Here is a 20232-nt window from a genome sequence, read left to right on the forward strand (position 1 = left end):
AGTAGGGGTTTTCCAAAAGGTGAGATGTTTTGTTTGTATTGTTTTGTATCAGTGATTAATTGCAATTTCAAAAGCAATTAAATAGCAGTCAAACGGGCTAAATAATCAAAATGTTCGCCTTCCAAAACCAATTCGCAATTTAAACCAACCGTTTCGCAAGCTAAATTTAAAGTTTCAAAATCGAGATATAACCATTTCATAGCCGTTTCTTCTTCACCTTTATAAGTTAAAAAATAGTCGAGCTCCCCATGATAATTCGCATTGGTATCCATCCAATAACCACCATCTTCATCCTCGTACATATATTTAATATCCGAGGAATCAATTAAAATTTGTCCGCCAGCATTCAGTAACCTTTTCAAATGGGTTAAATGTTTCGAAACCTGAGAGAGTTCTTGGAAAATTCCAGTACCATTCATTAAAATTAAAACGGTATCAAAAGTGTCCGTTTCATCTAAAATTGCTTTCGTTTCAGCATGTAAAACACCACGACGTGTAGCCACCTCAATGGCTCCTTTCGATATGTCAATAGCTTTAACGGTTTTATTATTTTCTTGTAAATACAAACTATGACTTCCCGAACCGCAACCCACATCTAGAATAGCGCCTTTGGCAAGTTTTAAAGCCTTTTGCTCTAGTTTAGGCATCTCACTAAACCCACGAAATAAATAAGGAATGGGCAACACATCATCATCCGAAATATTGGTAGAAGTTATAATATCTTCGGTATAATTCCCGTTTTGGTAATCTAATAAAGCTTGTCCGAAAAGGTCTTTCATCAATAAGGCTGTTTTGTCATTCCCTCGAAGGAGGGAATCTTTTATTATTTTATTTTCTTTAAAAAAATGTAATCTCATTTCATTTCCGCGAAAGCGAAAATCTCATAAATTATACTATTTTTGTGGCATGCAAGACATTTTAAAACATCTTCCAAAGCAGGCCAAAGATAAGGATAACGAGAATAAAAAATTCTTCGCGAAGCTAAAAAAGAAGCCGCCCAAAAATTTAGATTATGTTATGCAAGATTTGCATGAGCAAGAGTTTAAACGTACCGATTGTTTGGAGTGTGCCAACTGCTGTAAAACCACGGGACCACTATTTACAGATAAAGATGTGGATAGAATTGCAAAGCATTTCCGGATGAAAACACAGCAATTTATATCCCAGTTTTTACGTGTGGATGAGGAAAATGATTATGTATTGCAAAGCGTACCTTGTACTTTTTTAGGTGCCGATAATTATTGTTCCATTTACGATGTACGCCCTAAAGCCTGCCGAGAATTCCCCCACACCGATCGGAAAAAATTTCAGCAAATATCCAATTTAACTATAAAAAATGTAGCTATTTGCCCAGCAGCGTATAATATTGTGGAGGAAATGAAAAAACGGATTAAGGTTTAGTTTTATTTATGTTATCTTTTGGGTCTATAATTATCCGAATAGAGCTATTGCATGAAAACGAAATTACTTTTTTTTGGTCTTATATTTTATGGGTTTATAGTGAAAGCTCAAGAAATTAATTGGTTTACAAATTTTGAAGCGGCTCAAAAACAAGCTTTAGAAACAAATAAACCTATTTTATTAGAGTTTTACACGCCTTTTTGTAAACCGTCAATTAGTTTAGATAAAAAGGTTTGGGGAGATGAAGAGGTGCAGCAATTAGTAAAACATTATGTGCCTTTTAAAGTAAATGGTACAACATCTATAGAACTTGTTAATAAATATCAAGTAAAAAATGCTCCAGCTATTTTTATTATAGATGCCAATGGTAAAGTTTTTAAGAGAAAAAAAGGAGCGTTATATAAAACTAATATTGTTTTATTACTAACCAATTATAGGATCAATACTTCTATGCTAAAAGTATATCTGTCGAGCTTTTATCAAAAGGAAAAATTTTCAACAGCTTTTAGATTGGGTATGAAATATTCGGATTTTGCTGTATTGTCTAATAAGAAAATTAAAAAAGATATTTTAAGAGTATCGAAGGAATATTTTGAAACAGCAGAAATGTTTTTAAACCTAAGTGATAATCCTAAAAAAGAAGCCTTTATTCAAAAAATTGAATTATATGAAATTCAAGCTCGACTCATTCTAAATAGAATAGGCAAGGCAGAAAAAATGCTGTCTAAATGGAACGAAGTTCAGGTAGATGATATGAATAAGGATTTGTTTTATAAGCTTGAATATGTTGTTCGAGAGAAAAATAAAAAAGCGAATGGAAAGGTTAGTGGATTTAATCAGTTATCGGAGGTAGAAAAAGCAAAAACCATACTATTATTACAATCTATTTAAACCTTTATAATGAGCAAAAAATTCTTATATAAAATTGATATCCAAGGGCATCGTGGTTGTCGCGGATTATGTCCAGAAAATAGTTTGCCTGCATTTGCAAAAGCTATCGAACTTGGGGTAGATACCCTAGAGTTGGATGTTGCCGTTTCCAAAGATCATGTTATTGTGGTTACCCACGAACCGTATATGAATCCTGATATTTGTCTAGATGCTCATGGAAATGATATTCCAAAAGAAGACGCCAAAACGTATAACTTATACCAAATGAAGTATGAGGCGATTAAACAATTTGATTGTGGCTCTAAACCCTATTCGAGATTCCCAAACCAACAAAAGATTAAAACTTACAAGCCGGCTTTAGAAGACGTTTTAAAGGAAGCAAAACGATTAAATCCTGAAATAAAATTCAATATTGAAATAAAATCTAAGGAAGCTTATGATGAAATTTTTACTCCGAAACCTAAAGATTTTGTAGCCCTTGTTTTAAAGGTGCTTGATGAAAATAATGCCTTAAATGAAACGAATTTGCAAAGCTTCGATTTACGGATTTTAGAAGAAATAAAAATGCAATCCCCCAAAATGGTGGTGGCGCTTTTAGTAGAGGAGGATGAGGGTATTACTGAAAAACTGGAAAAATTAAGTTATGCACCAGAAATAATAAGTCCGTATTATAAATTACTAGATAAAGAAATTGTGAGCAACCTTCAAACAGAAAACTTTAAAGTGATTCCATGGACTGTTAATTCAGAACGAGAAATGCAAACCATGATAAGCTATAGGGTAGATGGTATTATCACAGATTACCCCGATAGACTCATTAAAATATTAAAAGCATAGTGTTTTTTACTCGTAAATTAAATATTTAGCACGCATTTTTCCAAAGGCTGTCAATCCATCGGCCCAACTAGCTTTAATTTCTTCAGCACTTAAACCAGTTTCAATTTGTTGTTGTAATGTTTTTGTTCCTGCTAATTTCGTGAAAAACGAGATGAAAAATTCCGACTTGTTTTCAGTGTTATGGTATGCTTTTATCAGCCAATTTAGGTTTAATGCGTTTAGGTTTTCGGTCTTGGTTAAATTTTCACCGTAACATAATTTATTTTCATATTTCGGGTATTTAGCCCCAGGATTAGTCTGTGGTTTAAATTGAAACGGAAATATTTCAGCATTTAAAAAAGGACTTCCAAATATTTGAAATTGGGTGTCTGTGCCACGACCAGCACTTACGTTTGTGCCTTCAAAAAAACATAAACTCGGGTATAGATTTATGGCTTTATCATTTGGTAAATTCGGACTCGGTTTTATAGGTAAATTGTAGCTTAAATTACGATTGTAGTTTTTTACAGGAATCACCTGTAATTCACACTTTACCCCATTTGTTAACCATTTTTCACCGTTAATCATTTTTGCATATTCACCAATCGTCATTCCGTGAACGGTTGGTATCGGGTGCATGCCCACAAAACTTTTGTGAGCTTTCTCTAAAATAGGACCATCAAAATAATGTCCGTTTGGGTTGGGTCTATCTAAAATTAAAACAGGAATATTTTGCTCGGCACAAGCTTCCATAACATAGTGTAAACTCGAAATGTACGTGTAAAAACGCGCACCAACATCTTGAATATCGAAAACCACGATATCTAAATCTTTCAGTTGTGCTACCGAAGGCTTTTTGTTTTTTCCGTAAAGGGACACTATAGGTAAATTCGTTTTTACATCAACGCCATCTTTAATCACTTCGCCAGCATCTGCCGTGCCGCGAAAACCGTGTTCCGGAGCAAAAACCGATTTAATATTTACCTTTAAAGCCAGTAAAGAATCTACTAAATGCGTATGCGTGTTTTTCTCATCATTTTTAAAAATCACACTGGTTTGGTTGGCAACAATACCCACACGTTTGCCTTCGAGTATTGGCAAATAAAGTGCTGTTTGGTTAGCGCCAACAACAATGCTTTTATCTTCTTGATTTTGTTTTGGGATATCGGTATCTAAAACTATCGCCTTTTCCGACTTAGATTTCGTGATATTCCCACAAGAAATCATTACTAAAACAAATAATAAAACTGTATTTTTGAAAACATTTAATCGCATAATAAATTTTGAATTACGAGTTTTTTTTAGCTAAACGCATTATTGGCAGTAAAGCGTATAAAAGTAGTGTATCGGCACCAATAATAAAAATTGGTATTGCTGCTATTGCTATCGGTATTGTGGTTATGATGATTGCCATTGCCACCGGTATTGGTTTGCAACAAAAAATTCGAGATAAAGTGGTGGCCTTCAATGGGCATGTTACTATTAGTAATTACGATAGCAACAACTCTCAAGAAAGTATCGTGCCAATTTCTAAAAATCAAGAGTTTTATCCGGAGTTTAAAAGTGTCGATGGCATCAAACATATACAGGCAGTAGCTACAAAATTTGGAGTTATTAGAACCGAAATCGATTTTGAAGGCGCTGTTTTTAAAGGCGTAGGTGAAGATTTTGATTGGAGTTATTTTCAAGAATTTTTGGTTGAAGGTGAGCTTCCAAACTTTACCAAAAAATGGAGTGAAGAGGTTTTAATCTCACAATATTTGGCCGATAGATTAGGCTTTAAAGTGAGCGAAAAATTTCAAATGGTTTTCGCAAAAGACGATACCGAAAAGGCACCAAACATTATAACATTCCATATTGTTGGTATTTATAATTCTGGTTTTCAAGAATTAGATCAGCAATATTTAATTGGAAATATTCGACATATTCAACGTATAAATAACTGGGAAGACGACCAAATAGGAAACTTTGAAGTTTTTATTTCCGATTACTCGGAGCTAGATAGAAAAGGTATCGAGATTTATCAAAACACACCATCCACATTAAACACCATTACCGTAAGTAATAAGTACAGTTCTATTTTCGAATGGATAAAAATTTTCGATAAAAATATTTATGGTATTATCGGTATCATGATTTTAGTGGCAGGTATCAATATGATAACGGCATTACTCGTTTTAATCCTCGAACGTACCCAAATGATTGGGATTCTAAAAGCCTTGGGAAGCAACAATTGGAGTATACGTAAGTTGTTTTTATACAACGCATCTTACCTTATTTTGCTCGGTTTATTTTGGGGAAATTTACTCGGGTTAGGCTTACTGTTTGCACAGAAATATTTCAAACTTTTTCCGTTAGACCCCAGTGTGTATTATGTTTCCGAAGCACCTGTTTACATCAGTTTAACTTACATTATTGCGCTCAACATTGGTACGCTCGTCCTTTGTTTGTTAATGCTTTTAATTCCGTCCTACATCATTACAAAAATATCACCAGTAAAAGCCATTCGTTTTCAGTAAATATTAATATTTTGGGCGCTACCACAAGGGTCGGGCTTTCACTACTCGCTCCCTTCCGTTGGTCGGGGAGCTCAAACAGACCGTTCAATCCCTAGCGCAATTATCAGCCAAAGATGTGGTCAATCAAAAGTGTTGTGTCTAGTTGCAAGAATTACTTGTTATTTTCAATATCACTTATATGATGCTCCAAAGCCTTCACCGAAATTTGAATTTCAATAATTAAAAGCGCTAACGAAATAATTAACGAAATAAGGGCAAAACCAAACACCCAAACGGCAATAGCATTTTGGTGGATGTAAATTAAAAACATAGTAAGTACACAAAGTAGTAAACTAGAAATCCCGAAAATTTGCATGCTTCGGGTAAGGTATAAGCGTTTTTTTATGTTTTTAATTTGAGCGATAAGCACGCTATCTTTCTTTTGTTTGTATTTATCATGTAAATCTCGAATAATCGAGGCATAAGCTAAAAAACGATTGGTGTAAGCCAACATAATTAAGGAAATAGCCGAAAATAAAAGCGCCGGTGTAGTAAGCGTTAATTGTTCCATAATTTGGTTTTATATCAAGTTACAAAGTTAGGCCAATTAAATTAAAATTGTAAGTTTTTGAGTGTTTCAAATCTTCTAATGATTCAATTTTAAAAATTGAATCATAACAATGTTCTGTGTTAAGTGCTTGTTTTTCAGAGTCTCGTATTTGGAAATTTTGTAATGGAATATTATCTTTAGAAAATGCAAGAAGATTTTCTACATTATATCTGGAAATTTAAGAAGTTTAACACGCAAAACTTAAAAACGGAACGCGGAGAAGCGATTCTTTTAAATACCGTTGGACAACACAATTTTAATTCGGGACCAGATTTTTTTAATGCAAAACTGACTATTGGCGAGCAGCTTTGGGCAGGCAATGTGGAAATTCATATAAAATCATCCGATTGGTATTTGCATAATCATGAGCAGGATCCGGCTTATGATGGTGTTATTCTTCATGTAGTTTGGGAGCATGACACCGAAATTTTTAGAAAAGATAACACTGTAATTCCAACTTTGGTACTTAAAGCGCATATCGATTTTTCACTTTTAAATAATTATAAAAAATTATTTGCAAAACAGAACCGTTGGATACATTGTGAAAATGATTTTGCATCCACAGATGAATTTATTTTAAACAATTGGCTCGAGCGCTTGTATTTTGAACGACTTGAGCGTAAAGCAAATGCTATTGAGTCCCTTTTACAGAATTCTAAAAACGATTGGGAAGCGGTACTTTTTAAAATGCTTGCTAAAAACTTCGGATTAAAAGTAAATGGAGACTCCTTTTTAAGTTTGGCCGAGTCTGTAGATTTTTCGGTGGTAAGGAAAACGCAGTCTAGTTTACAAAGCTTAGAGGCGTTGCTTTTCGGACAAGCTAATTTACTTTTAGAACCTGTGGAAGAGGCTTATTTTATTGGTCTATCTAAAGAATATGAATTTTTAAAACAGAAATTTCAGTTAAAAACAAATCAGGTGTTGCCGTTACAGTTTTTTAGGTTGAGGCCACCAAACTTTCCAACTATTCGGTTATCGCAATTAGCTAATTTGTATCACGAACATCAAAATTTATTTTCAAAAATAATTGAGTTGGATGCGCTTGATGATTTTTATAAACTATTTAATGTGTCAACTTCGGCGTTTTGGGAAACACATTTCACCTTTCAAAAAGTTTCAAAACCATCAAAAAAAGTAATAACCAAAGCCTTTACAGATTTATTATTAATCAATACCATTCTGCCCTTAAAATTCTGTTATGCCAAACAAAAGGGGCAGGATATTGATGTTTCAATTTTAAATATAGCAACCCAAATTCATTCAGAAAAAAATAATATTATTGATGCGTTTAATCAACTTAAAAAAATCTCTAAATCAGCTTTGGTATCGCAAGCTCTTATTCAGTTAAAAACAGAATATTGCGAAAAGCATAAATGTTTGCAGTGCGCTGTTGGAAATACGCTTTTAACTAAATAATTGTTTGTTTTTTAAGAATTGTAATATTTCATTGCGATATTTTTTTATTGTTCATAATATTAAGAAAGCGTTAAATATTTGAAGCTATAAACTTTTAAACAAAAAAAGGAATTCTTAAATTGCAAGCATGAACAATATCTATAAGCCATTGTTGTTTTTCCAGAAACACGGATATTATGTGTGCCAGCGTATTGCCGAGCGTTTTGGTATTCGTGCTAAAGTGGTGCGTACATCGTTTATGTATCTTACGTTTGTTACGGTTGGTTTTGGGTTTGCATTATATTTGTTTCTTGCTTTTTGGATGCGTATAAAAGATTTAATTTACACCAAACGTTCTTCGGTTTTCGATCTATAATTTATGAATCCATTAATAAGAATTTTTAGAACTAAAATTTATACGGCCGTATTTTTACTCGTTCTTATTTTACTTATTGGAGTTTTTGGCTATATGATGATTTCGGATTATACAGCCATCGACGCGCTTTATATGACGGTAATAACGATTACTACTGTTGGTTTTGGGGAAGTCGTTCCGCTAGACAATCAATCTAAAATATTTACCATTTTTTTAATTTTAACTAGTATTGTAATTGTTGGTTACGCCTTATCTACGATAACGGAATATATTTTAAGCAAAGACCATATTGAAGAATTAAAACAAAGAAAGATGCAGAAAAAAATTGAGAGTTTTAGTGATCATGTTATAATTTGTGGTTATGGCAGAAACGGAAAACAAGCCGCCATAAAATTAGCAGCGCATAATCGAACTTTTGTTATAATAGAAAAAAATAAAGACATGGTAGAAAGGCTAGAACTAGATGGTGCTGCTTATGTTATAGGGAATGCCAACGAAGATGAAACATTAATAGCAGCTGGAGTAGACCGTGCCAATTGCTTTATTTCTGCTTTGCCTAGTGATGCCGATAATTTATTTGTGGTGCTTTCGGCAAGACAAATTAATCCTAATATTAATATTATTAGTCGTGCATCGCAAGAGTCATCATATAATAAACTAAAATTTGCAGGAGCTAATAACGTTATTTTACCCGATAAAATAGGAGGCGACCATATGGCTTCTTTAGTTGTTGTTCCTGGACTTATGGAGTTTATTGATAATTTATCAATAGTAGGAAAATCAAATATAAATATTGAGGAGGTTGCGGTAGAAAAACTGCATACTCATCATAAACATAAAACGATTCGTGATTTGGATTTACGTCGGAAAACAGGTTGTACCGTAATAGGATACAAGGATGAAAACGGCGAGTATATTGTAAACCCAGAAGCCGAATTAGAATTGGTTGAAAATTCTAAAATTATTGTTTTAGGACGACCAGAACAAATAGAAGCTTTAAATAACGAATTTAATATTGAACAGTAATTTTGCGATTTAACAGGCATTCTTTTTATAATGCCAATTTTTTTTAGCATCTTGCTTATTTTTAGTGTCATTTTTATAATAAAATGATCGATTTTAATGAAATTTAAACAATCAACTTATATCTTATGAGGAAGTCCTTTCTTTCAATTTTTACATTATTAGTCCCATTTTTAACATTTGCGCAAGAGATGTCTATTGATGAGCAAATAGAAGCTAAATTTAAACCTTTTGCAGCTGCCGTTAGTGGAGTGGTTTTTTACCCAATTTCTATAGCAGGCAAGGATGTTCCTATAGTTATTATTGTGCTATTAGCAGGCGCCTTGTTTTTTACATTATATTTTAAGTTTGCAAATATTAGACTAATGCGTGTAGCGTTTCATGCTACAAACGGAAAATATGATAAAATAGATCATCACAGTGTGGATGTTGCCGCAGGAGATCCTACACCTGGAGGCGATGTTTTTGAAAGCCCACAAGCCGAAGGCGTTGTTGGAGAGGTGACCCATTTTCAGGCATTAACCGCAGCATTATCGGCTACGGTAGGTTTAGGTAATATTGCAGGGGTGGCTGTTGCTATAGCTCTTGGAGGTCCTGGGGCAACTATTTGGATGATTTTAGCAGGATTTTTAGGGATGTCAACTAAATTAGTAGAAGCTACTTTAGGTGTAAAATATAGAGAGGTAGGAGCCGATGGAAAGATTTACGGTGGCCCAATGTACTATTTAAGAAAAGGGCTTAAAGAAAAGAACTTAGGTGGTTTGGGTAAAGTATTAGCCTTTATGTTTGCTGTGTTTGTTGTTGGTGGTTCTTTTGGAGGCGGTAATATGTTTCAAGCTAACCAGGCGGCAGCCCAGTTTAAATTATTATTCGGATTAGATTCGGGCTTTATTTTTGGTGTTGTAATGGCTATTTTGGTGGCTATTGTTATCATTGGTGGAATTAAAAGAATAGGGCAGGTTACCGAAAAAGTGGTTCCATTTATGGGAATTATGTATGTTGGTGCGGCTTTAGTTATTATAGGAATGAATTTAGGAACAGTACCAGAGGCTATGAGTCAAATTTGGGCAGGTGCTTTTGATGATAATTCACTCTTAGGTGGTATTTTAGGTGTTATGATTGTTGGATTTCAAAGAGCTGCATTTTCAAATGAAGCAGGTGTTGGTTCGGCTTCTATTGCACATGCCGCAGTAAAAACACGATTTCCTGCAAGTGAGGGTATAGTAGCATCTATTGGGCCATTTGTAGATACTGTTGTTATTTGTACCATGTCTGCTTTGGTGATTATTATCATGAATATAAAAAGTAACTTATTCGATTATGCAAATTTAGATGAAGGAAGTAATGTTATTATGAATGGTACGGGAGCGCATTTAGGAGGTGTCGATTTAACATCGGTAGCCTTTGATGCAGCAATACCTAACTTTTCGGTTTTACTTACTATCGCAGTTATTCTATTTGCATTTTCAACTATGTTATCTTGGTCATACTACGGTATTCAAGGTTGGAAATATTTGTTTGGAAAAGGAAAAGTTGCCGATATTTCGTATAAAATATTATTCTTGTTTTTTGTCATTGTTGGTGCCTCTTCAAGTCTTAATTCGGTAATCGATTTTTCAGACGCGATGATTTTTGCCATGGTATTCCCTAATGTTATTGGGTTGTTCTTACTCATGCCTAAGGTAAAATTAGAATTAAATAGGTATTTATCGGCCATAGGCTATAATAAAGAAAAGTAAAAAATAATAAGATGAATTTTTTAAAATCCTACCTCGCGTTTTCTAAAGAACAGCGGCGTGGGATTTTTTTGTTATTCGCTGTTATCATAGTGCTGCAATGTGTTTACTTTTTTATTCTCCCAAAATTTTCCGTAAATTCAAATAAAACATTACCAGAAAACAAAAAAGCTTTAGCGGTATTTATAGCAGAAATAGATTCGCTTAAATTACGAGAGTTACAAACTTTAAAACCTAAAATTTCTCCGTTCAATCCCAATTTTATAACCGATTATAAAGGAGCTAAATTAGGGATGAGTAATGAAGAAATAGATAAGCTGCTTCAATTTAGAAAAGAAGAGCAGTGGATAAATTCAACTAAACAATTTCAAGAGGTTACCCAAGTGTCCGATTCGTTATTAAAAATCATATCACTTTATTTTAAATTTCCAAAATGGATTACAAATCCAGAGCCTGATAAAGCCTCCTATAGTCATTCATATAAAAATAAAACAAAAACTTTTGCTCAAAAACAAGACTTAAACACAGCGACGGCATTACAACTTCAAAAAGTAAATGGTATTGGCGAGGCGTTATCAAACCGTATTGTCAAATTTCGGAATAAATTTAAAGGTGGTTTTATTGCAGATATTCAGTTAGAAGATGTTTACGGATTATCTCCCGAAGTTATCCAAAAATTAAAACAAGAGTTCACGGTTAAAACACCACCAGAGGTTCAAAAAATAAATTTAAATACCGCTACAGTTAATCAGTTGGTAACCATTCAGCATATAGATTACAATCTGGCACATAGCATCATTGAGCAGCGCACATTGCGTGAAGGGTTTAATACGCTAAACGAATTACTAAAAGTAAAAGACTTTCCTGTAAATAAATTAGAGATAATTAAATTATATTTGCAAATTGATAATCAAAATTAATGGATAGCATATACTTCACAGAAGAGCACCAGCTTTTTAGAGCGAGTTTTAAAGATTTTTTACAAAAAGAAGTGGTTCCGCATATTGAAAAATGGGAGGAAACCGGTATAATAGATCGTTTTATTTGGAAAAAATTTGGCGATATGGGTTTTTTCGGAATCAAATACCCCGAAGTTTATGGCGGTCTCGATTTAGATTTATTTTATACCATAATCCTACTTGAAGAACTTCAAAAAATTAATTCTGGCGGTTTTGCCGCAGCCATTTGGGCACACATGTATTTAGCCATGACGCACTTAAATGCAGAGGGAAGCGAAGCGATAAAACAAAAATATTTAGTTCCTAGTATTTCTGGCGATAAAATAGGTTGCCTATGCATTACAGAACCTTTTGGAGGAAGTGATGTGGCGGGCATGCGGACTACGGCAGTAAAACAAGGAGATTCCTATATTATAAATGGTTCAAAAACCTTTATTACCAATGGTATTTTAAGCGATTACCTTGTGGTATCTGCAAAAACAAATCCCGAACTAGGCAATAAAGGCATTAGTATTTTTGTAATCGATCGCGAAGCAGCAGGCATATCGGCAACCAAACTCGATAAACTAGGTTGGCGTGCTTCCGATACCGGAGAAATAGCTTTCGATAACGTAGAAGTTCCAGCAAACCAGCTTATAGGCGAAGAAAACAAGGGGTTTGGATACATTATGCAGCACTTCGCTTTAGAGCGCTTAATTATGGGAGTTAACGGTCATGCACGAGCAGAATTTGCTTTAGAATACGCCTTAAACTATATGAGCGAGCGCCAAGCCTTTGGGCGCTCTATAGATAAATTTCAGGCGCTGCGACACCGTATAGCCGATTTATATACCGATATGGAAATGTGTAAAACCTTTAATTATGCTGTGGCTTATCGGTTAAATAAAGGCGAATACGTTGTACAAGAAGCAACCATGTCTAAGCTGCGCTCAACAAAAATGGCCGATGAGGTAATTTACCAATGTTTGCAGTTTTTAGGCGGTTACGGCTATATGGAAGATTATCCTATGGCGCGGTTATTACGCGACAGCAGGTTAGGCCCGATAGGTGGCGGAACATCCGAAATATTGCGCGAAATATTGGCAAAGATCATTATCGATAAAAAAGAATATAAAGAGGTAACTTAAATATTTTGGCAAATTGTGCCCATTAAATCTGTAAATAATCTATAAAATTTAGTGCTAAATTAAAGTTTATGCACTGTTTTTTTATATTAGGATAGGCACAACCACGCTTTCCGCTATATCTTTTTTGTGCAAACTAAGGTTTTATTTTTTTATTAAATTACAATAATAATTAAAAGTGTCGTTTTCTTAAAGTGCTGGGGAAAGCACAAAAAAGGATGCCGCATCAATCGTTTTTGCAGGCAATTCTGCCAAATGCAGTGCTAAAAAAATGAGCCGGAAATTCAGGTAAAATCATTTAGAAAAAATATTTTTTAAAATATAATTATTATTTAGAAATTATTATATATTTGCACCCTGAAAATTCTAAAAGAGAGGAGGTTAAGATACTATGTTAATAATACCAGTTAAAGAAGGAGAAAATATAGATAGAGCGTTAAAGCGTTACAAACGTAAGTTTGTAAAAACAACGGTTAAAAACCAGTTGAATTTACGCAAACAATACGACAAACCTTCAGTTTTACGTAGAGCTCAAATTAAAAAAGCGCAATACATTCAAGGTTTAAGAGATGCCGAAACAGTATAGTTTTAGTATTTTATAAAAAAAAATCCCGCGAGAGCGGGATTTTTTTTGTTTATAAAAGTTATTGATTGTTAAAATATAGAGATCTGAAATGAAAAAAATATCTTAAAAAGTAAGTCTTTGTATTTCAGATATCTTTAAAATTTATTGTGCTTTTCTTTTTAATCTGCGGTTAAACAATAAAAAAACGTCGTATATTTAAAAACAATTCATACCCCAAATAGATGACTTTTAAACCATTTACCGATTATCTTCTGCTGGAAAAAAACTATTCCGCATTAACGGTAAATGCCTATCAATCCGATTTAAAAGCCTTTTCAAAATACATAAAAACAGAATTCGATGATGATTCTATCGATCATGTAAACTATGCCCAAATTAGAAATTGGATTGTTTCATTGGTAGAAAGTGGAATTTCAAATAGAAGTATTAATCGGAAAATTTCATCATTAAACACCTATTATAAATTTCTTTTAAAAGTTGGCGATATCCAGTTAAACCCTTTAGCAAAACACCGCGCCTTAAAAACCAGTAAAAAAATACAAGTGCCATTTTCGGAAACTGAAGTGCAAAACGTGTTAAGCGATTTTAATTTTGGAACCGATTTTGAAAGCCTTCGTAATAAACTTATTATCGAGCTATTCTATTCAACAGGCATACGAAGAATAGAACTGGTGGAGTTGGAGGTAGCGCGTTTCGATATAGAAAATAAAACTTTAAAAGTTTTAGGAAAAAGAAATAAAGAACGCACAATCCCTTTAATACCATCGGTTATTCAAACATGTAAAAGTTACTTAAAAGCAAGAAATAAATTAGAAAAAATAGTCGATTCTGATAAATTGTTTTTAACCCAAAAAGGTGTTAAAATATATGAAATACTTGTTTACAGAATAATTAATGAGTACTTTAGTTTAGCATCTTCAAAGGTAAAACGAAGCCCACATATACTAAGGCATTCTTTTGCAACACATTTGTTAAATCAAGGTGCAGATTTAAATGCTGTTAAAGAGCTCCTTGGCCATTCAAGTTTAGCAGCCACACAAGTCTATACCCATAATAGTATTGCTGAATTAAAAAAGGTCCATATTAATGCTCATCCCAGAAGTAAAAAATAAATTAAGCCGTAGTTGTTAATTACAACTTAAAAAAAATGTTTAACTAAAAATATACAAGTATGAAAGTAAACACGCAATCTGTGAATTTTAATGCCGATCAAAAGCTGATAGATTTTATTCAAAAACGAATGGATAAACTTGATTTATTTTATGATAAAGTTATTAAATCCGATGTTTTTTTAAAATTAGAAAATACAAGTGATAAAGAGAACAAAATATTTGAAGCAAGAGTAAGTGTGCCAGGGGATAGTTTTGTGGTTAAAAAGCAATGTAAAAGTTTTGAAGAAGGGGCCGATATGGCAATAGCATCTTTAGAACGTCAATTAAAAAAACGAAAAGAAAAATTAAGAGCACATCTATAGTTTACTTGTGTTTTAATCGATGTAGTGTAATTAGAAGCATTTTTAATAAATTTGAGTTAAAACCAAGGTTGTTACTGAGGTTTTCGAAGGATTTGTAAAATGAATGCTCTAAATATTTAAGCGTTTTTTGGTGTATTTTAAAAATAGTTTGAAATTATATAAAAATTTATTAAAAAAATGTTTTGAATATTTAAATAAATCTATACATTTGCAGTCCGTTAGAAATAGCGGACTTTTTTTATGCGTAAAAAAAGTAAAAAGCCGATGTAGCTCAGCTGGCTAGAGCAGCTGATTTGTAATCAGCAGGTCGTGGGTTCGAGTCCCTCCATCGGCTCTTTTAAAATCTTAATTATAACTTGTTAAAATTGAGTATTTTAAATTGAAATATTGATTTTTTGGGGAGATACTCAAGCGGCCAACGAGGGCAGACTGTAAATCTGCTGACTACGTCTTCGCAGGTTCGAATCCTGCTCTCCCCACAATTTTATAGGTTAAGTAATTAATCTGAAAAGTTTATTGAAATATTGATATTACCTTTTAAAGATTTTTGAATCTAAAAAAAAGAGTTCTACTTTTGTCAGAATTCTAAAATTTTAAATTCTAAAATTTTTAATTAAATGCGAGAGTAGCTCAGTTGGTAGAGCGTCAGCCTTCCAAGCTGAATGTCGCCGGTTCGAACCCGGTCTCTCGCTCTAAATATTTACGAGCTATAACTTGTTGTTTCCGAATGAAAAGTTTAGAATCGGCAATCGTAAATCAACGGCCGGTGTAGCTCAGGGGTAGAGCGTTTCCTTGGTAAGGAAGAGGTCACGAGTTCAATTCTCGTCATTGGCTCTAAGTAAAAAATAGAATACACTAATATTATTATATAACAAAGATTAAAATCATTTTAAAAACATGGCAAAGGCAACTTTCGATCGTTCAAAACCACATTTAAATATTGGTACAATTGGACACGTAGATCACGGTAAAACAACTTTAACTGCTGCTATTACTAAAGTATTAGCTGATGCAGGTTTATCAGAAGCAAGATCATTTGATCAAATTGATAATGCTCCAGAAGAAAAAGAAAGAGGTATAACAATTAATACTTCTCACGTAGAGTATGCAACAGCAAAACGTCATTACGCTCACGTTGACTGTCCAGGTCACGCCGATTACGTAAAGAACATGGTAACTGGTGCTGCTCAAATGGATGGTGCTATCTTAGTAGTAGCTGCTACAGATGGTCCAATGCCTCAAACACGTGAGCACATCCTTTTAGGTCGTCAAGTAGGTATTCCTCGTATCGTTGTATTCATGAATAAAGTGGATATGGTTGATGATGAAGAATTACTTGAATTAGTAGATATGGAAATCAGAGATTTATTATCTTTCTATGAGTACGATGGAGATAATGGACCTGTTATTGCTGGTTCTGCTTTAGGTGCACTTAACGGTGAGCAAAAGTGGGTTGATTCTGTGATGGAATTAATGGAAGCTTGTGATGCATGGATTGAAGAGCCACAACGTGAAGTTGATAAAGATTTCTTAATGCCTATCGAGGATGTATTTTCTATTACTGGTCGTGGTACTGTAGCAACTGGTCGTATTGAGACTGGTATCGCTAACACTGGTGATCCTGTAGAAATTATTGGTATGGGTGCAGAGAAATTAACATCTACTATTACAGGAATCGAAATGTTCCGTCAAATATTAGATAGAGGTGAAGCTGGTGATAATGCAGGTATCTTATTAAGAGGTATTGAGAAATCTCAAATCTCTAGAGGTATGGTAATCTGTAAGCCAGGTTCTGTAACACCACACGCTAAATTTAAAGCTGAGGTTTATATCCTTAAAAAAGAAGAAGGTGGACGTCATACTCCATTCCATAATAACTACCGTCCACAGTTCTACGTACGTACAACTGACGTAACTGGAAACATTGCGCTTCCTGATGGTGTTGAAATGGTTATGCCAGGAGACAACTTAACTATTACTGTTGAATTAATTCAACCAATTGCAATGAACGTAGGTTTACGTTTCGCAATTCGTGAAGGTGGTAGAACTGTTGGTGCTGGTCAGGTAACTGAAATTTTAGACTAATACAGTTTTTAATACATAAAAAAGGTTAAGGTGTTCTTTTTTTAGAGTGCCTTAACCTTTATTTACGGGCGTAGCTCAGTTGGTAGAGCACTGGTCTCCAAAACCAGGTGTCGGGAGTTCGAGTCTCTCCGCCCGTGCTAAATAAAGGAATTTATATTCTCAATTAAGTTTTCATTCAATGATAATTGAATGTTTAAAAAAAAGTAAAAATGGCAGGATTTGTAAATTATATAAAGGAATCATTTGGAGAACTAAAAAATAATGTGTCATGGCCTACATGGTCAGAAGCACAGAGTTTAACTGTTTTAGTTGCTGTGTTTTCAATTATATTTTCTCTTGCAATTTGGGGAGTAGATTCGGTTTTTAGTAAGGTTATTACGTTTTACTTTGATTTAATTAAATAGAAAAAATTATGTCAGAAGTAAGTGAAAAAAAATGGTACGTGGTACGTGCTGTAAGTGGTCAAGAAAATAAAATTAAAACTTATATCGAGAATGAAATTGCTCGTTTAGGTCTTACCGATTATGTAGATCAAGTTTTAGTTCCAACGGAGCGCGTTATGCAAATTCGTAACGGCAAAAAAATTCATAAAGAAAAAGTGTTCTTTCCAGGATATATTATGGTGCAAGCCAATTTAACAGGTGAGGTTCCTCATATTATCCGTTCAGTAACTAATGTTATTGGGTTTTTAGGTGAAACTAAAGGGGGAGATCCTGTGCCATTACGTCAATCTGAGGTTAATCGAATGTTAGGTAAAGTTGATGAATTGGCTGTTGAAGAAAGTGCTGTTGTGGCAATTCCATACACTAAAGGAGAAACGGTTAAAGTAATTGACGGTCCTTTTAATGGGTTTGATGGAACGATTGAAAATATCAATGAAGAAAAGCGTAAGCTCGAGGTTATGGTGAAAATCTTTGGAAGAAAAACACCATTAGAATTAAGCTATATGCAAGTTGAAAAAGTATAATAGTGTTACATTAAGATAGATGAATCTTTCGCTTCCAAATGAGGGATAACATCGAATTAAATTATTAAAAATGGCAAAAGAATTAAGTAAAGTAGTTAAGTTACAAGTTCGGGGAGGTGCTGCGAATCCGTCGCCACCGGTTGGACCCGCTTTAGGAGCTGCAGGTGTTAACATCATGGAGTTCTGTAAGCAATTCAATGCTAGAACCCAAGATAAAGCAGGTAAAGTATTACCAGTTGCAATATCTGTTTACAAAGACAAATCATTCGACTTTGTAATTAAAACACCTCCTGCGGCAGTTCAATTATTGGAAGCTGCAAAGTTGAAAAAGGGATCTGGAGAGCCAAACCGAAAAAAAGTAGCTAAAGTATCTTGGGATCAGGTTAAAACCATCGCAGAAGATAAAATGGTAGATTTAAATGCATTTACTATTGAGTCTGCTATGAAAATGGTTGCTGGTACAGCAAGATCTATGGGGATAACTGTAACAGGGCAATTCCCTAATTAATCTATTAAAGACATTAGAAAATGGCAAGATTAACAAAAAAGCAAAAAGAGGCTTTAGCAAAAATTGAAAAGGGAAAAATTTATTCTCTTAATGACGCATCTGCACTAGTAAAAGAAATTTCTAATACAAAGTTTGATGCATCAGTAGATCTAGCAGTACGTTTAGGAGTTGATCCTCGTAAGGCTAACCAAATGGTGAGAGGTGTTGTTTCACTTCCTCATGGAACTGGTAAAGATGTAAAAGTGTTAGCATTAGTAACTCCTGATAAAGAAGCCGAAGCTAAAGAAGCTGGGGCAGATTACGTTGGTTTAGATGAATACCTTGATAAAATCAAGAGTGGTTGGACAGACGTGGATGTAATTATTACAATGCCGAGTGTTATGGGGAAATTAGGGCCTTTAGGACGTGTATTAGGTCCTCGTGGCTTAATGCCTAACCCTAAAACAGGTACTGTAACTATGGATGTAGCAAAAGCAGTAGGAGAGGTGAAAGCTGGTAAAATTGACTTTAAAGTTGATAAAACTGGTATTGTACATGCAGCTATTGGTAAAGCATCTTTTAGTGCTGATAAAATTGCAGATAATGCAAATGAATTATTAACAACTTTAATGAAACTAAAACCAACTGCATCGAAGGGTGTTTATGTAAAGAGCATTTTTATGTCTGCTACAATGAGCCCAAGTATAGCTGTTGATCCTAAAATTGGTTAATTAAGTTAAAACTTTTATTATGACAAGAGAAGAAAAATCACAAGTAATTGAGGAGTTAACTGCAGAATTAGCGAATAATGCAAATATCTACATTGCAGATATTTCAGGATTAAATGCAGATACTACTTCAAATTTACGTCGTGCTTGTTTTAAAGCAAACGTAAAATTAGCAGTTGTAAAAAATACATTACTTGAAAAAGCAATGGAAGCATCGGAAAAAGATTTCGGAGAACTTCCATCTGTATTAAAAGGAAATACATCTGTTATGTATTCTGAAACTGGTAATGTGCCAGCGAAACTAATAAAAACATTCCGTAAGAAAGCAGAAAAACCATTATTAAAAGGGGCTTTTATTGAAGAAGCAGTTTATATTGGGGATGATCAATTAGACATGTTAGTTGATATCAAGTCTAAAGAAGAATTGCTTGGAGAAATTGTAACAATATTACAATCTCCTGCTAAAAACGTTATTTCTGCACTTAAATCGGGTGGAGGAACTATAGCTGGACTTATCAAAACACTTTCTGAAAAATCAGAATAGTATTAAATAGTACGCACTTTATTACAAATATATTATTACAAAATTATTAAAACGATAGAAAAATGGCAGATTTAAAAGATTTCGCAGAACAATTAGTTAACCTTACTGTAAAAGAAGTAAATGAGTTAGCAACTATATTAAAAGATGAGTACGGTATCGAGCCTGCTGCTGCTGCTGCAGTTGCTGTTGCTGGTCCTGCTGCTGGAGGAGAAGCTGAAGAAGCTCAAACTGAATTTGATGTTATTTTAAAAGCTGCAGGTAGCTCTAAGTTAGCTGTTGTAAAATTAGTTAAAGAATTAACTGGTTTAGGTTTAAAAGAAGCTAAAGGTTTAGTTGATGATGCACCAAGTGCAATTAAAGAAGCTGTTTCTAAAGATGAAGCAGAAGCGTTAAAAACGCAATTAGAAGAAGCAGGAGCAGAGGTTGAGTTAAAATAAGCTTAGCTACTCAATATCATAAGGGTTTAGGTCTGGAGCACGCGCTACCAGGCCTAGGCCATTTTGTGTATAATAGATATTACGCACAAAGATTA

Annotated in this window: 23 protein-coding genes and 5 tRNA genes; 25 read left to right on the plus strand and 3 right to left on the minus strand. The window is 33.9% G+C overall.

The genetic code is table 11. From position 1 onward, the window contains the following. Positions 1-77 precede the first annotated feature (77 nt). Complete coding sequence (locus FQU21_RS15635; protein ID WP_147678951.1) at positions 78-779, minus strand: class I SAM-dependent methyltransferase; 702 nt, start codon at positions 777-779, stop codon at positions 78-80. Between the two features lie 127 nt (positions 780-906). Here FQU21_RS15635 and FQU21_RS15640 point away from each other — a divergent pair, with 127 nt between their 5' ends. Genes FQU21_RS15640 through FQU21_RS15650 form a run of 3 tightly spaced genes read left to right on the plus strand, consistent with a single transcriptional unit; the run spans position 907 to position 3129 of the window. Beyond that, positions 907-1401, plus strand: coding sequence for a YkgJ family cysteine cluster protein (locus FQU21_RS15640; RefSeq protein WP_147678952.1), 495 nt, complete (start codon positions 907-909; stop codon positions 1399-1401). Positions 1402-1452: 51 nt separating this feature from the next. Next, complete coding sequence (locus FQU21_RS15645; RefSeq protein ID WP_147678953.1) at positions 1453-2292, plus strand: thioredoxin family protein; 840 nt, start codon at positions 1453-1455, stop codon at positions 2290-2292. 9 nt (positions 2293-2301) lie between these two features. Beyond that, on the plus strand, positions 2302-3129 hold the full coding sequence (locus FQU21_RS15650; protein WP_147678954.1) for a glycerophosphodiester phosphodiesterase family protein: 828 nt from the start codon (positions 2302-2304) through the stop codon (positions 3127-3129). Positions 3130-3135: 6 nt separating this feature from the next. Here the strand turns inward: FQU21_RS15650 and FQU21_RS15655 are convergent, their stop codons facing one another. Next, positions 3136-4383 (minus strand): exo-beta-N-acetylmuramidase NamZ family protein, encoded by a 1248-nt coding sequence (locus FQU21_RS15655; RefSeq protein WP_147678955.1) that lies wholly within the window; start codon positions 4381-4383, stop codon positions 3136-3138. 8 nt (positions 4384-4391) lie between these two features. Here FQU21_RS15655 and FQU21_RS15660 point away from each other — a divergent pair, with 8 nt between their 5' ends. Next, positions 4392-5627: an ABC transporter permease gene (locus FQU21_RS15660; RefSeq protein ID WP_147678956.1), complete on the plus strand. Its 1236-nt coding sequence runs from the start codon at positions 4392-4394 to the stop codon at positions 5625-5627. 151 nt (positions 5628-5778) lie between these two features. Here the strand turns inward: FQU21_RS15660 and FQU21_RS15665 are convergent, their stop codons facing one another. Then, a complete protein-coding gene (locus FQU21_RS15665) occupies positions 5779-6177 on the minus strand; it encodes a DUF2721 domain-containing protein (RefSeq protein WP_147678957.1) in 399 nt (132 codons plus the stop codon). A 183-nt stretch (positions 6178-6360) separates the two neighbouring features. On the opposite strand from FQU21_RS15665, the gene FQU21_RS15670 reads away from it, so the two are divergent. The 21 genes from FQU21_RS15670 to rplL all read left to right on the plus strand — a co-directional run bounded on the left by FQU21_RS15670 (position 6361) and on the right by rplL (position 20137). After that, positions 6361-7632, plus strand: coding sequence for a DUF2851 family protein (locus FQU21_RS15670; protein WP_147678958.1), 1272 nt, complete (start codon positions 6361-6363; stop codon positions 7630-7632). 127 nt (positions 7633-7759) lie between these two features. After that, on the plus strand, positions 7760-7987 hold the full coding sequence (locus tag FQU21_RS15675) for a PspC domain-containing protein (RefSeq protein WP_147678959.1): 228 nt from the start codon (positions 7760-7762) through the stop codon (positions 7985-7987). 3 nt (positions 7988-7990) lie between these two features. Then, positions 7991-9013: a potassium channel family protein gene (locus FQU21_RS15680; protein WP_147678960.1), complete on the plus strand. Its 1023-nt coding sequence runs from the start codon at positions 7991-7993 to the stop codon at positions 9011-9013. A 125-nt stretch (positions 9014-9138) separates the two neighbouring features. Beyond that, positions 9139-10749 carry an alanine/glycine:cation symporter family protein gene (locus tag FQU21_RS15685; RefSeq protein WP_147678961.1) on the plus strand — a complete coding sequence of 537 codons (1611 nt, stop codon included), beginning with the start codon at positions 9139-9141 and terminating at the stop codon, positions 10747-10749. A gap of 11 nt (positions 10750-10760) precedes the next feature. Further along, positions 10761-11666, plus strand: a complete 906-nt coding sequence (locus FQU21_RS15690; protein WP_147678962.1) for a ComEA family DNA-binding protein — start codon at positions 10761-10763, stop codon at positions 11664-11666. Next, positions 11666-12832 carry an acyl-CoA dehydrogenase family protein gene (locus FQU21_RS15695; protein ID WP_147678963.1) on the plus strand — a complete coding sequence of 389 codons (1167 nt, stop codon included), beginning with the start codon at positions 11666-11668 and terminating at the stop codon, positions 12830-12832. Before FQU21_RS15690 ends, FQU21_RS15695 begins: the two co-directional genes overlap by 1 nt. 388 nt (positions 12833-13220) lie before the next feature. After that, positions 13221-13415: a 30S ribosomal protein S21 gene (gene rpsU / locus FQU21_RS15700; protein ID WP_147678964.1), complete on the plus strand. Its 195-nt coding sequence runs from the start codon at positions 13221-13223 to the stop codon at positions 13413-13415. Positions 13416-13636: 221 nt separating this feature from the next. After that, positions 13637-14527, plus strand: a complete 891-nt coding sequence (locus tag FQU21_RS15705; protein ID WP_147678965.1) for a tyrosine-type recombinase/integrase — start codon at positions 13637-13639, stop codon at positions 14525-14527. A gap of 59 nt (positions 14528-14586) precedes the next feature. Beyond that, positions 14587-14889, plus strand: a complete 303-nt coding sequence (hpf, locus tag FQU21_RS15710) for a ribosome hibernation-promoting factor, HPF/YfiA family (protein ID WP_147678966.1) — start codon at positions 14587-14589, stop codon at positions 14887-14889. A 260-nt stretch (positions 14890-15149) separates the two neighbouring features. Continuing rightward, a tRNA-Thr gene (locus FQU21_RS15715) sits at positions 15150-15223 on the plus strand. 63 nt (positions 15224-15286) lie between these two features. Further along, positions 15287-15368 (plus strand) — tRNA-Tyr (locus FQU21_RS15720). A 140-nt stretch (positions 15369-15508) separates the two neighbouring features. Next, positions 15509-15581, plus strand: a tRNA-Gly gene (locus FQU21_RS15725). A 70-nt stretch (positions 15582-15651) separates the two neighbouring features. Next, positions 15652-15723, plus strand: a tRNA-Thr gene (locus FQU21_RS15730). A 63-nt stretch (positions 15724-15786) separates the two neighbouring features. Then, positions 15787-16974 (plus strand): elongation factor Tu, encoded by a 1188-nt coding sequence (gene tuf, locus FQU21_RS15735; RefSeq protein ID WP_147678967.1) that lies wholly within the window; start codon positions 15787-15789, stop codon positions 16972-16974. Between the two features lie 64 nt (positions 16975-17038). After that, positions 17039-17111 (plus strand) — tRNA-Trp (locus FQU21_RS15740). A gap of 72 nt (positions 17112-17183) precedes the next feature. Further along, a complete protein-coding gene (secE, locus tag FQU21_RS15745) occupies positions 17184-17378 on the plus strand; it encodes a preprotein translocase subunit SecE (protein ID WP_147678968.1) in 195 nt (64 codons plus the stop codon). Positions 17379-17386: 8 nt separating this feature from the next. After that, positions 17387-17941 (plus strand): transcription termination/antitermination protein NusG, encoded by a 555-nt coding sequence (gene nusG / locus FQU21_RS15750; RefSeq protein ID WP_147678969.1) that lies wholly within the window; start codon positions 17387-17389, stop codon positions 17939-17941. Positions 17942-18011: 70 nt separating this feature from the next. After that, the gene (gene rplK, locus FQU21_RS15755) at positions 18012-18449 is read left to right on the plus strand and encodes a 50S ribosomal protein L11 (protein WP_147678970.1); all 438 of its coding nucleotides are present in this window, start codon (positions 18012-18014) and stop codon (positions 18447-18449) included. A 20-nt stretch (positions 18450-18469) separates the two neighbouring features. Beyond that, positions 18470-19159, plus strand: a complete 690-nt coding sequence (rplA, locus tag FQU21_RS15760) for a 50S ribosomal protein L1 (RefSeq protein ID WP_147678971.1) — start codon at positions 18470-18472, stop codon at positions 19157-19159. A gap of 19 nt (positions 19160-19178) precedes the next feature. After that, a complete protein-coding gene (rplJ, locus tag FQU21_RS15765) occupies positions 19179-19700 on the plus strand; it encodes a 50S ribosomal protein L10 (protein WP_147678972.1) in 522 nt (173 codons plus the stop codon). Positions 19701-19762: 62 nt separating this feature from the next. Further along, positions 19763-20137 carry a 50S ribosomal protein L7/L12 gene (gene rplL, locus FQU21_RS15770; RefSeq protein WP_147678973.1) on the plus strand — a complete coding sequence of 125 codons (375 nt, stop codon included), beginning with the start codon at positions 19763-19765 and terminating at the stop codon, positions 20135-20137. The last annotated feature ends 95 nt before the right edge of the window (positions 20138-20232 follow it).

This window comes from Algibacter pacificus (assembly GCF_008033385.1).
Taxonomy (GTDB): Bacteria; Bacteroidota; Bacteroidia; order Flavobacteriales; family Flavobacteriaceae; genus Algibacter; species Algibacter pacificus.